Raw genomic sequence first — 13,101 nt, 5'->3', positions numbered from 1 at the left:
GAAGTGCTCTGTTATCACACTCGTGCTGAATGTAACTATACGACCATCCTGTGGTGTTCTGTAACTTCACTCACCACAACTATCGGTTGACGGCGTGAGATATCCGGTATCGCCGGACAACTGTTCGTCAGGCGGGATCAACCAACCAGTAACTCGGTGCGAACCTTCAACTAATTCATCTCTCCGAGTTGCTCCGGATGGGGTGAAACTACCGCCAGTACGTGGTCGCCAACGGAGCTAGCGGGGATGACTCGGAAAAATACCTTCCCGTTGACTCCCTTCGTTGGTGTCCTAGTGGCGTTCGACTCGAATACTATGTACGGGCGCGTCGAGGACGGCAAGATCGTATTCGGGAACCGTTCGATCGCCCTGAAGTATCGATGCGTGTTCAGGCAGGTCGAGTGTGATCTTCTCGCCCGAGAAGTTCGTAACCCACGTGTACCCGTCTCGTTCGATCGCTCGAACGTTCGCCGGGAGCGCCTCGTCGGTGGTCGGGACCGCTGCCCGGTCGAGGACTGTCGAAACCAGCGCGTCGGCGAGTTCAGCCTCGGGCCAGACGCCACAGTAGGTGACACACCCGTTGTCGATTTCGTTTCGGGTAATCGCCGGGATTCCGGCCATGGTGCCACCCCGATACGTCGCTTCAGTAGTCGCCGACTCGAGCTCTAGGCGCTCGTTCCAAACCGTGTACTCGAACGTTTCCCCCTCGTACTCGAGTGTTCGCTCCATTTTCGGGTGCGGCGCTCCGTGTTCGGTAACCGTCGCACCGACGAGATCCGCGAGCGGACCGGGAACCGGCTCGTTCAGCAGTTTGTTCGCGCGGTCTTTGACGCCCGAGCGCATCGTTAGCAGAAGTTCGCCGCCGTCTTCCGCGTACGTTCGGAGCGTCTCGGCGATACCGTCGTCCACGAGATGTAGCGTCGGCGCGACGACGGCTTCGTACGCCGTCAGATCTCGAGTTGGTGGTACGATATCAACCGAGACGCCGCGCGCTCGGAGCGCCCGATAGTAGGTCTCGAGGTGACTCCAGTAGTCGAACTCGGGAGCGAGTGGTTGAACGTCGAGCGCCCACAGGTTGTCGTACTCGTGGACGATCGCGACGGGGGCGTCGACGTTCGAAAGCGTCGGTAGCTCCGCGAGTTCGGACGCGGCCGTCGTTGCATCGTCGTAGCCCCGTGCGGGACTGCCGTCAGCGTTTCGAAGCCCCGCGTGGTACTGTTCTTGGCCCTGTCGACAGCGTCGCCATCGGAAGTAGACCACTTCGTCCGCACCGTGGGCGACCGCGTGGTGGGCCCACAGTCGCATCGCTCCCTCGGCCGGCTGCGGCGAGTAGGGCGGCCAGTTGATGTCCCCGGGTTGTTGTTCCATCACCCAGAACGGTGCGTCGGCCGCCGACCGGTAGAGGTCGTGATCGAGCCCGACGACGTCCGGGTCGCCGGCGAGAAGCTCGTCGACCGACGGGTCGTCCTGTCGCTGAACGTGACCCGTCGGATACGAATCCCACGAGGCGAACTCGAGGCGCTCGCTGACGTCGTAGCTGTCGAGCGCCGAGAAGTGGCTCATGAAGTTGTGGGTGACGAACCAGTCCTCGTTTTCGGCCTTCAGCGCTTCGAGCTGTCGTTCGTTGTAGTCGACGACGCTGTCACTCGAGAAACGATAGAAATCGAGCAATAGCGACGGGTGGTGATCGGTCACCGTATGACGAGGCGGTTCGATCTGTTCGAACTCGTCGTAGCGCTGGCTCCAGAAGGTGGTTCCCCACTCCTCGTTGAGCGTCTCGATGCCGTCGTACCGGTTCCGAAGCCACTCGCTGAACGCCCTCGAGCAGTCGTCGCAGTAACACCGAACCGTGCCGTGGCAGCCGAACTCGTTGTCGGTCTGCCAGCCCGCAACGACCGGATGGTCCGAGAAGTGATCGGCCAACCGTTCGACGATTCGGTCGGTCTCCTGACCGTATTCGGGAGAGTTAAAGCAATAATGACGGCGACTGCCGAAGTGACGGGTCGTCCCGTCCGATTCCTTCTGCAATATTTCGGGGTGTTCGTCGACGAGCCACCGCGGCGGTGTCGCCGTGGGCGTACACAGTACCGCTTTCATGTCGTGCTCGCCGATCAACTCGAGCGCCGTCTCGACCCACTCGAAATCGAACTCGCCGCGTTCGGGCTCGAGCCTCGACCAGGCGAACTCCGCCATGCGCACGTACTCGATTCCCGCATCGGCCATCTGCTCGATATCGGTTTCCCATCGTTCGTCCGGCCAGTGTTCCGGAAAGTAACAAACGCCTATAGTCATCTATCGGAGTGACACGCAGCAGGTCCTTAGCCGCTCCGGTTTCGGCCACCGATCCTCACCGGACGGTCTGTCGAAACGGATATATGTGTGAAGTTGGAACGTGATTGTATGTCGACCGAATCGATTCGAGCAGGAGTGAATTCGAAGCTCGTCCTCCCAATCCTGGCGTTTATCGTCGGCTCAGCGGCAGGTGTCTACGGAATCTACCTGCAAGGATGGGGACTCGTCTTCGAACTGGCGTGGGTACTGTTGCTCGCCTGCGCGCTCGCGATATATCTCGATCGATCGCACCTCCGATAATCGATCACTGCCAGCCGAACCGTCAGATTGGTGTCCGATGAGTGTCGACTCCTGCTTTGCGGATCTTCGGCGTCGATCCGGACGTAAACACTTATGAGACGCACGACGCGTGTGTTGAACACGCTCGTATGGCACACGCTACTCCTGCAGGCTGGAGCCGGTTCGATGATAGACAACTCCGCGAAGAAATCCGGGCCGCTTCGCGCCAGATGGGAAGCATCGTTCGGAGTACGCTCGGCCCGTACGGGCTGGATACGATGGTCGTTCGACAGATGGACGACGACTCGATTCGAACGTTCGTCAGCAACGACGGGATCGCCATCATCGAGGAGTTCGAAGGTGAAACGAGCCATCCGATCGCACGGCGATTTATCGGCCTCGCGGAGGACCACGAGGCGACGTTCGGCGACGGGACGACCGCAACCGTGCTGTTAGCATCGGCGTTTCTCGAGGAGGCGCTCTCGTTGGTCGACGACGGGCTTCACCCCACGACGGTCATCGAGGGGCTCTCGATCGGCGGCCAGCGAACGCTCGAGGTGTGGAACGATCGGCGTCGATCGATAACGACCGGCGAGGGTGAACTGGGGGGGCCGCTCGATCGGCGGGCGCTCGCGACGGTCGCCCGAACGGCGATGACCAACGGGCGAAACGAGTCGTGGCCGCTCGAGTACGTCGCGGACGACCTCGTCGAAGCGGTCTTGCGAGTCTCGAATCGCGAAACCGGTCACGTCGATATCGGGAGGATCGACACGCGAACCGTTCCGGGCGGAAGCGTGACCGATTCCGAGATTATCGACGCCAAGTACCTGCTCAAAGAGCCCGTGACGGCGGAGCGATTGCTTCCGCTGTCCGGCGGCGTCTTACTCGTCGAAGGATCGCTCAGCCCTCGAGCGTTCTCGATGAACGCGACTATTTCGAATCCGGACGAGGATGTCGTCCAGGAGTTGCGGCGTCGAAACGGCGGTGAAACGGACCGGTTAGCTCGACACGTCGCATCCGCCGGCGTCGAACTGGTCGTGGCCGGCGAGGAAATCAGCCACGAAATGGCCCGTGCGCTCGCTCGTCAGGGTGTTGCGTGCGTACAGAACGTCACCCGGTCGGACCGAGAGTTCGTCTCGTCGATAATCGACGCGCCGCCGATCAGTACCGTTTCCCCGTCGATGGCTATCCCTCGGGAAAACGTCGGAACGGCGGACGTTCGCATGGAGGCTATCGGCGACCGTGACTGGATGCGTCTCCGTGCCGATGGCGACATTTCACCGGACGTTGGAACGATCGTCGTGAGGGGTGGTACGGAACGAACCGCCGACGAAGCAAAGCGCCGGCTCACGGGCGGAATGAACGCGGTTCGAGCGGCTATCAAGCAGCCGACCGTCCTTCCGGCGGGTGGTGCGCCCGACATCAGCGCCGCCGAGTCGGTTCGCTCGCTCGCGCCGTCGATCGACGGTCGAGAACAACTCGCCGTCGAGGCCTACGCGGATGCTCTCGAGGAAATCCCCCGAACGCTGGCACGGAACGCCGGCCTCGACTCGCTCGACACGCTGACCACGCTCCGCCGGCATCACGCTGAGGGCCACACCGAGGCCGGGATCGCCGCGGACGGTTCGGTCGTCGAGTCCGTCGGCGATCGGGGCGGCTACGATGCGAGTCTCGTCCGGACGACGGGACTGGTTCGAGCTCTGGAGTTCGCGAACGCACTCGTCCGCATCGATCAACTCCTCGTCGACCAGCGTCAGCCCCGCGGTCTCGAGCGGTAGCGTCTCCGTTGTATCCGGTTGGGTGTGATCTGGTTGTTGGATCTCGCGACTCGAGGAGGTACTCGGCGGAATGTCGATACGGCGGAAACTGAAGCGCCGAGGAAACCGAAATTCGTGGAATACCGTCGTTAGACTAGGGCCGATCCGATCATCGCGATCAGGGTCACCGGCAGAACTGCGACGACCGTCTGTTTTTGGGTCAGTCCGTAGAACTTCTGGACTCCCGGGAGCATCAAGAATCCGACCAGCAGCCAGACCGCGGCTCTGAGTACTCGCACGACCACCATCTGCCAGGAGTGATAGACGTGGTCGTAGATTTCGGTCGGCACCTCGTCGATAGTCTCTGCGCCCTGATGAGCCGCCTCCGCCGAAATTTCGGGTGCCGAAACCGTTAGCATGAGTAGCGAGCCCGCCGCGAAGACGGGAACGAACGGCAGGAGCAGGTACCCCCCAAGGAGGAAGAGGTCGGTCGACATGACGACCTCCTCGGAGAGGTATCCCGCGATAACGCCCACGAGTCCGAAGAAGAGAAACCAGGAGAACAGGACCAGGGCGATGCCGTAGAAGACGTTGATGCCCAGCGCTACCGGCCACCCGGAGAAGACGTACCCGTCCGCCATTACGTAGGGATCGCTCACGAACTCGAAAACGCCTCTGACGAGTCCGTGAAGCACTACCGCGATAGCGACGGGAACGTAGCCGTATCGCTGGACGATTCCCAGCGCGTCGTCGATATCGGTTACGTTCGATACGGCCGCGAAGAACGATTGTCTGGTGGGATCGCCCGTTTGATGGCTCATACGGTGGGTAACTGTTTTGGGTCGACAACGATCGTTCTTGGCCGTTCGGAGTCAGGCATCGTGTCAATCATTGGGTCGGAGCGACGGCTTCGGACTCCTGGGCCGCCTCCGGTGCGGTGAACCCGACGTTCGTTCCGGTTTCGGGGTCGAAGATGTGAATCTGCGACGGATCGACGGTCAGGTACACGCTTGAGGTCTCCTCCGGAACCGATCCCGGTTCGATGAATACCTTGAACTCCTCGGTGTCGCCCTCGGCGTCCGAACTCGAGCGACCGAGATCGTCCGCTTGCTCGAGCGGTTCGTCGAAGTTGAAGTACAGGAGGTCGTTACTGCCGAGCGGTTCGACGATATCCACGTAGGCCTCGATAGCGTCCGGGCTGGAAGTCGTCTGGACCTCGATATCTTCGGGGCGGATACCCACTGCATATTCGCCGGATGGCTTCCCAGATTCGCGAAGTGCACTCGCTTGCTCGTCGTTGAGTTCGATATCGATGTCTCCGACCAGCGACCCGTACTCGCCGTCGTCCACGTACTCCGTCTCGAAGATGTTCATCGACGGACTGCCGATGAACTGGGCGACGAACTTGTTCGCCGGTTGGTTGTACACTTCCCGCGGCGCGCCGATCTGCTGGAGTTCGCCGAAATTGAGGATCGCGATCCGGTCGGACATCGTCATCGCTTCCTCCTGATCGTGCGTGACGTAGATCGTCGTCGTATCCAGGGTCTTCTGAAGGCGCTGGAGTTCGATCCGCATGTGCTTGCGGAGTTTGGCGTCGAGATTCGAGAGCGGTTCGTCGAAGAGGAACACTTCGGGCTCTCGAACGATCGCCCGACCCGTCGCGACGCGCTGTTTCTGTCCACCGGAGAGCTGTTTCGGTTTCTGATCGAGCAACGATTCGATCCCCATCAACTCGGCGGCGTCTTCGACGCGCTCGTCCATTCGATCCCGCGGCAAATCCGTCGACCGCTTCAGACCGAAGGCCATGTTTTCGCGGACGTCGAGATGCGGATACAGCGCGTAGTTCTGGAACACCATCGCGATATCACGACGACGAGGTGGTAGCCGGTTGACCGTCGTATCGCCGATAACGATTTCGCCGCCGGTGATCTCCTCGAGGCCGGCGACCATGCGGAGCAAGGTCGATTTTCCCGAACCGCTCGGTCCGACGAGCGCAATAAACTCTCCATCTTCGATCGTGAGATCGAATTCGTCGACGGCAGTAATCTCGTCACCGTACACTTTCGTGACGGCATTGAACGCTAACTCTCCCATATGACTGTAGGGTTGTTCGGCCACACTATTTATTTCCTTGGTACCGAGCCGCTCGACTGTTGACGCTGTTTTTCCAAGCAGATGTGCGTAAAGAATCACTACATGTACATGCGCCCATACTATATAAATCTGATACGTTCGGATCTCTTCGCCCACACTTTGGACGTCCACGTCACAGTTTTCCCGTCATCGTTTCCAGAACACTTATAAATTTCCGTTAGAAAACTATCCGCAGGTCAATGTCAACTAGCGATACAATAGCGGCCGGTGTAGACAACTCTGAGCCGGACTCCGAGGAGTACTCCCGCCGAAATTTCATGCAAGCGGCTGGCGCAGTCGGGGCTTCGGGGGCCACGGCCGGACTTGCAGGTTGTCTCGATGATGCTCTCGGTCTCACGGGCGAAGCCGATTTCACGTGGTGGACGATGCGCGGCGACAGCCTCGGGGACGCACTCGAGGACGCCGCCGACGACTTCGCCGAGCAACACGACGACGAGTTCAACGTCACGACGAGTTTCGTTCCGTGGGGCGAGGTTAATACCGAGTGGAATACCGCAATACAGGGCCAAAGCACGCCAAACGTGAGCGAAATGGGCGGCGGACACAGCGTCGAATTCGCGGACCTGGGCGTCGTCGATCCACACACCGAACTGCTCGACGAGTACGACGATATGTACGATATCAACGAGCAGATGGTCGAGTGGGAGGACGAAGCGTGGGGGATTCCGTGGTTCTCGGAGAGTCGGACGCTGTTTACCAACACCGAATTGCTCGAGGAAGCCGGTCATTCCGATCCGCCGGAAGACTGGACAGAGCTGGTCAACATTGGACGGGACGTCGTCGACGAAACCGATGCGAGCGGCTTCACGACGGCGGGGGCGACCGACCTCGTAACGGGTCAGCACACGTTCCTGATGAACGCACAGGCTGGCGGTCAGTACTACGATTACGACGAAGACCAAGAGCAGTGGAGCGTCGAGATGGACGACGCAACGGGACTTTTCACCCACCTCTGGAAGGCGAGTCTCGAACGCGAGTGGGATATCACGCCCGGCGGCTGGGCCGGCGTCGACGGCATCGAAACCCAGGAACTGTACAACGACGAGAGCACCGCGATGGTGTTAGAGGGCGGTCACCTCGCCCGCGACATTTCCGACGACGACGAACTCCGCGAGAAGACCGAAATCGTGCCGATGCCGGCCGGCCCGATGGGAGACTCGCGCTCGTTCCTCGGCGGTGGCGTCATGACTGCGTTCTCGTCCGAAATGACTCAACACGACGTCGCCGATGGTGTCGAAGACGAGTTTATCCGGTACATGATGCAGACGGACGTGATGGATACGTACCTTCCCGAGGCGGCACCGCAGTTCCTGCCCGTTCGTGACGCACAGGAGGAGATGGAACTGTTTGCGGACAATCCGACCGATATTCCCGACGAATGGATCGACACGTTCACGCAGGCGTCACGGGACGGCGTGTTGCCCGGCGTCTACGGCGCCGATCAGAACGCGCCGTTCCTCGGCGAGATGGATACGATAACGACGGGCAACTCGGAGGCGATAAGTTCGATCATCGACGGTAACGCAGATCCGGCCGAAGCACTCGTCGATCAGGCGAACGCGAACCGGGAACAGATTTCCGACCACGAAGAGTACGACCTCGCGGAAACCGACAGCGAACCCGATCTCGACGACGCACCGGAAGAGTGCCAGGCCTGGATCCACGGCGACGGCGACACGCCCCAGATCTGGAACCCCTACGAATAACGAGACGATCTAATACGCTACTATGCGACAGAACAACGAGACAATCATCGATCGAGTGGTCCCCGACGAATACGCACATTGGCTTTCGAAAGAGAGCGTCTGGGGATGGCTTTTCTTGATACCAACGATCCTCGCGCTCGCGCTCGTCGCTCTCTACCCGATCGGTCGTGGTATCTGGTTGAGCTTCTTCGAATACGACGGCGTCGCTGATCCCGAGTGGGTTGGCCTCTCTCACTACGTCGAGGCGCTCACGTGGTCGCACTTCTGGATCGTCATGCGAAACATGTTCGTCTGGTCGTTCGCCGCCGTCGTCCTGATGACGGTGATCGGACTCGGCTTTGCGATACTCCTCAATCGGGAGTTCAGAGGCCGATCGATCGCGACGACGCTCTTGTTGTTGCCGTGGGCGATCCCGTTTATCGCGATCGCGCTCAACTGGCGACTGCTGTACAGTTACGATCTGGGGGCGTTCAACGGGATGCTCCGGTTGCTCGGTTTGAGCGACGGCATCGCCTGGATCGGGAGCTCTCGGTACGCGCTGTTCTCGATCACGATAACCTGGGTCTGGCGGAACTTCCCGTTCTTCATGATCACGTTCCTCGCGGCGATGAAGGGGATCCCATCGGACCTCTACGAGGCGGCTCGCGTCGACGGCTCGACGCGGTTCGATCTCTTTAGACACATCACGATTCCGTTCATCCAGCCGATCACGATCGTGTTGACGCTCCTGATGAGCGTCTGGACGCTGAACCACTTCACGCTCGTGTTCGTGATGACCGACGGTGGACCCGGACTGTCGTCGATGGTACTCCCCGTATACATCTACCAGTACGCGTTCAGCCTCAACGAAATCGGCTTCGCGAGCGCGATGGCCGTCATAACGTTGATCATCAGCATGGTCTACGGACTGATCTACCTACGATTGTACAACGAAAACGTCGGAGGGAAATAACATGGCTCAACGAACAGAAACGGGTGCGAACGTACCGAACGACGGCTATCTCAGTGACCACCGTCGCGAACAGTTGACGACGATTGGCTTCCACGCGTTACTGTGGTCCTCGATCGGCGTCGTCATGTTTCCGATCATCTGGATGTTCCTCATCTCGTTCAACCAGACGGGCTTCGACACCTTCGTCGCCGACCCAGCCGGCTGGCTCGCCGGTGCCGATCTCAGCGCGTACCGGCAGATGGTTTCTGAGACGCACTTTCTCGTCTGGTTCCGAAACAGCGTGATCGTGAGCATTGCGGCCGTAATTATCAGCATCGGCGTCTGCTTGCTCGGAGCCTACAGCATCGGTCGCCTCGAGTTCCGCGGTCGAAAGACGGTCGCGACGTTCCTGTTGCTCACCCAGATGTTCCCGGGGATTCTGATCGTCATCCCAATCTTCCTCATCTTCAGAGGGCTCAACCTGACTAACTCGCTGACCGGGCTTATCCTCGCCTACGTCGCGTTTACGGTTCCCTTTGCCATCTGGATGCTACGGGGATTTTTCGAGAACTTACCGAAGTCGCTCGAGGAGGCGGCGATGATCGACGGGAGCACCAGGCTGGGTGCAGTTATTCGAGTTATCGTCCCGCTCTCGAAGCCGGCGATCGCGACGACGGCCATCTTCGCCTGGATTACCGCCTGGAACGAGTTCGTCTTCGCGCTGGTGTTGATAAGCGATCCGAACCTTCGGACGTTGCCGCCGGGGCTCAACCAGTGGATCGGCGAACACACGCTGAACTGGGAGTTGATGATGGCGGGTGCGGTCGGCGCCTCGATCCCGCTTTTGATCATCTTCTTCTTCCTGCAGAGTTACATCGTCAAGGGGCTCGCTGAAGGCGCAGTCAAGTCCTGATCTTCTCTCGAAGACGATTTCGTGGCCGATTTGGATTCACCGAACCGCCGAACGTTATCTCGCCGTGACACGACTGTTATCCCTAGCTTTTTTAGCTCGAACTTCGTTGAGTCCGTCATGCTCCACGCTAAAGGAACACTCTGCACGATCGACGTCGACGACCGAATAGCTCGAACGGACTCGATCGAAGACGAACTGGCCGACTTTGTCGGTGGACGAGGTGTCGCAACCAAGCTCGCTCACGACCGGATCCCGTTCGATGCCGATCCGTACGGTGACGAAAATCGACTATACTTCTCGACGGGACCGCTCCAGCAGTCCCAGATGAGTTTCACCGGTCGAATGAACTGTACCGCACTCTCCCCGCTGACCGACGGCGTCGCGTCGGCGAACGCGGGCGGCTACCTCTCCCGGAACTTCGTCGGAACCGGTCACAGCGTCGTCGAGCTCACGGGCTCGAGCGACGAACTACTCGCCGTCCACGTCACCGACGAGGGCGTCGAGTTCGAGGAAGTGCCGGAACTCGAGGAGGCCACTGTCCCCGAAGTTTCTGCAGTGATGAACGAACGCCACGGCCTCGAGAGCGAGAATCTGGCGACGATCGGCCCCGCGGGAGAAAACGGCGTTCGATTCGCCTGCGTGATGACCTACGACAGTCGGGCGTTCGGGCGCGGCGGACTCGGCGCGGTGATGGGATCGAAGAACATCAAGTGCATCACTTTCCAGGGCGACTCCGCACCCGAGGTCGAGATACCCGCCGAAGACGTGCAGTCGTCGGTCCATCGAGAGGCCGCGACCAGCGATCACATCATGCGCCGACAGGGGACGACGAACTCCATCGAATTCGTCAACGACAACTTCTCGCTCCCGACGCGGTACTTCTCCGAGCAGTCGTTCGAACACGCCGAGGACATCGGCGGCGACGCCGTCGAGGAGAAAAAGTACGAGAAGGCCTCCTGTTCGGTCTGTGCCTTCGCCTGCAAACTCCCGACTCGGGACGAGGAAACCGGGATCGAAACGGAGGGTCCCGAACTCGAGACGGTCTTTTCCTTTGGCTCGAACTGCGGCGTCGGCGAACTGGTCGACGTGATGCAATCGAACGAGCTCTGCGACCAGTACGGGATGGACACGATCTCTTGTGGAAACGTCGTCGCGGCGTATCTCGAGAGCGAAGACGAGTTCGGCAACGCGGAACTCGTCCACGATATCGTCGAGAAAATCGCGTTCCGCGAGGACGAGGGAGACCTCCTCGCGGAGGGCGTCGCTCGGTCTCACGACGAGCTCGGCGTCGAGAACTTTTCGGTCAAGGGGATGGAATTCGCCGCACACGACGGACGGGCGATCAACGGTCAGGGCCTTTCCTACGCCGTCGCCAACCGCGGCGGCGATCACATGTACTCGACGACGCTCGCCGACGAGTACGGCGGAGACGTCGATCCGCGCGGGACTGCCGGGAAGGCAGAACTCGTCATCGAGAACGAAAACCGAAACGCGTTCCGCGACAGCGGCGTCATCTGCCAATTCGGCGTCGGTCGCGCCGTCGAGGGAGATCGCTTCGAAGCCCTGTTCGACGCGGATTACGACGATATCCTCGAGATCGGCTCCCGAATTGTTGAACTCGAGCGCCACTTCCGGAACCAGCGCGGTTACGACGAGTCGGAGGATAGACTACCGTACGATCTACCCGACCTCGAGGCCTCGATCGAGGAGTACTACGAACTTCGCGGTTGGAACGACGACGGAACGGTACCGTCCGGAACCGTCGGGGAGTACGCACAGGCCGATTAAGAAGGAGGCTTCCGGTGCTGATTCGTCTCGTTTCGTTCTGTTGAAGGCGATTCGTTGTACGTCTTACCCGCCTTCTGCCGGCGGCGACGCGCGAAGTACATCTCCGTCGTCGACGGGCGTTTCGATCCCGTCTTCGAACACGACGTTTCTCCCGTTTAGCATTACGGAAACTGAGTCGCTGAACCCCTCCTCGTCATCGAACAGGAGGCCCTCGAGTTCGGGGTTCTCGGCGGCGAGCGCTTCGAACACATCACCGACGGTCGCGTCGGCCTCGACCTCGCGTTCATGTGACTTTCCGCCGACCGCTTCCCGAAGGGGCCCGTAGAGTTCGCAGGTTACCTGCATCGACAGCCACTCTGTCGCGAGTTCACTTGAAACCGCCGCTGTCCCATCGATCGACCCGCTTTACTCGGGCGGCGCGTCCCACTCTTCGCCGTTGTCCTGTGGCTCGTAGCCGATCGTTTCTCGAGCGTTTTCGATGTCGTACCAGCGTCGGTCGTTGTCGCTAACGCCGCTGAAAATTTCGAAACCGGGCTCGTCGGTTTGCAGACAGCACTCGATCATGTGAGCGAAATCTCGACGTGACTGCCACATTCCCTTCATTCGTGCGACCTGCTGTTCGTACGCGTCGCTTCCGCGTTCGTACTCGCCACTGTCGACGTCGTTCTCCGCATCGCCGAATGGGTGATCGTACTCGGGCATTCGCACGCTACAGATTCGAATCGCGTGCGCTCGCTTGGGGTACTCGTAGTTTTCGACGTAGTACCGACAGAGGTCTTCACCGAAACTCTTCGAGACGCCGTAGTACGAATCCGGTCGAACGGGGTCGTCTTGCGAGAGCCGGAACGGAGCGTCGCTTCCGAAGTACAGTTCGGGCGCGTTTTCGGACTCGTACATCCCCATAACGTGATTCGACGAGGCGAAAACGACCGTCTCGAGTTCGGCCTCGCGTGCCGCCTCGAGCGCGTTGAGCGTTCCGATGATATTTGGTTGGTGGACGTCCTGCCACGTTCCGTCGGTGAACGGATACCCGGCGAGGTGGATCATCGCATCCCGTCCGGCTGCCGCATCTTGCAGTGCCCCCGCGTCGGCGACGTCTGCGGCCACGGTCTCGTATTCCCCGTAGTCCTCGCCGTCGTCGGGATCGTCCCGGTCGAGATACGTAAATTCGTAGGTGGGCTCGTCGTGGAGGTGATCGATGATGGCGGTTCCACACCGGCCGTACGCGCCAGTCAGTAAAACGTTCACAGCTGTGAGCAAGGGTGGGAAACACTATAATCG

At 60.1% G+C, this 13,101-nt stretch carries 11 protein-coding genes; 6 read left to right on the top strand and 5 right to left on the bottom strand.

Features of this window, described 5'->3' with window-relative positions; translation table 11 throughout:
• Nucleotides 1-291: 291 nt before the first annotated feature.
• Nucleotides 292-2,292 (bottom strand): beta-galactosidase, encoded by a 2,001-nt coding sequence (locus ACZ5C7_RS02065; RefSeq protein WP_464374733.1) that lies wholly within the window; start codon nt 2,290-2,292, stop codon nt 292-294.
• A 108-nt stretch (nt 2,293-2,400) separates the two neighbouring features.
• Here ACZ5C7_RS02065 and ACZ5C7_RS02060 point away from each other — a divergent pair, with 108 nt between their 5' ends.
• Together ACZ5C7_RS02060 and ACZ5C7_RS02055 are read left to right on the top strand one after the other, a co-directional pair.
• A complete protein-coding gene (locus tag ACZ5C7_RS02060) occupies nt 2,401-2,592 on the top strand; it encodes a hypothetical protein (RefSeq protein WP_464374732.1) in 192 nt (63 codons plus the stop codon).
• Between the two features lie 128 nt (nt 2,593-2,720).
• Nucleotides 2,721-4,349 carry a TCP-1/cpn60 chaperonin family protein gene (locus tag ACZ5C7_RS02055; RefSeq protein ID WP_464374731.1) on the top strand — a complete coding sequence of 543 codons (1,629 nt, stop codon included), beginning with the start codon at nt 2,721-2,723 and terminating at the stop codon, nt 4,347-4,349.
• A 128-nt stretch (nt 4,350-4,477) separates the two neighbouring features.
• Here the strand turns inward: ACZ5C7_RS02055 and ACZ5C7_RS02050 are convergent, their stop codons facing one another.
• Nucleotides 4,478-5,149, bottom strand: coding sequence for a hypothetical protein (locus ACZ5C7_RS02050; protein WP_464374730.1), 672 nt, complete (start codon nt 5,147-5,149; stop codon nt 4,478-4,480).
• Between the two features lie 67 nt (nt 5,150-5,216).
• On the bottom strand, nt 5,217-6,422 hold the full coding sequence (locus tag ACZ5C7_RS02045; RefSeq protein WP_464374729.1) for an ABC transporter ATP-binding protein: 1,206 nt from the start codon (nt 6,420-6,422) through the stop codon (nt 5,217-5,219).
• 239 nt (nt 6,423-6,661) lie between these two features.
• On the opposite strand from ACZ5C7_RS02045, the gene ACZ5C7_RS02040 reads away from it, so the two are divergent.
• From ACZ5C7_RS02040 to ACZ5C7_RS02025, 4 genes are all read left to right on the top strand, one after another.
• The gene (locus ACZ5C7_RS02040; RefSeq protein WP_464374728.1) at nt 6,662-8,188 is read left to right on the top strand and encodes an extracellular solute-binding protein; all 1,527 of its coding nucleotides are present in this window, start codon (nt 6,662-6,664) and stop codon (nt 8,186-8,188) included.
• 22 nt (nt 8,189-8,210) lie between these two features.
• A complete protein-coding gene (locus ACZ5C7_RS02035) occupies nt 8,211-9,140 on the top strand; it encodes a carbohydrate ABC transporter permease (protein WP_464374727.1) in 930 nt (309 codons plus the stop codon).
• A gap of 1 nt (nt 9,141) precedes the next feature.
• The gene (locus ACZ5C7_RS02030) at nt 9,142-10,032 is read left to right on the top strand and encodes a carbohydrate ABC transporter permease (RefSeq protein WP_464374726.1); all 891 of its coding nucleotides are present in this window, start codon (nt 9,142-9,144) and stop codon (nt 10,030-10,032) included.
• Nucleotides 10,033-10,149: 117 nt separating this feature from the next.
• Nucleotides 10,150-11,820 (top strand): aldehyde ferredoxin oxidoreductase C-terminal domain-containing protein, encoded by a 1,671-nt coding sequence (locus ACZ5C7_RS02025; protein WP_464374725.1) that lies wholly within the window; start codon nt 10,150-10,152, stop codon nt 11,818-11,820.
• A gap of 63 nt (nt 11,821-11,883) precedes the next feature.
• Here the strand turns inward: ACZ5C7_RS02025 and ACZ5C7_RS02020 are convergent, their stop codons facing one another.
• Nucleotides 11,884-12,165, bottom strand: coding sequence for a ubiquitin-like small modifier protein 1 (locus ACZ5C7_RS02020; RefSeq protein WP_464374724.1), 282 nt, complete (start codon nt 12,163-12,165; stop codon nt 11,884-11,886).
• A gap of 60 nt (nt 12,166-12,225) precedes the next feature.
• Entirely contained in the window at nt 12,226-13,068 is an 843-nt protein-coding gene (locus tag ACZ5C7_RS02015; RefSeq protein ID WP_464374723.1) for an NAD-dependent epimerase/dehydratase family protein, read from the bottom strand.
• Nucleotides 13,069-13,101: the final 33 nt, after the last annotated feature.

This window comes from Halostagnicola alkaliphila, from assembly GCF_055379965.1.
The sequence above is the reverse complement of the archived record's forward strand: the minus strand, read 5'-3'. Positions and strand labels throughout refer to the sequence as shown.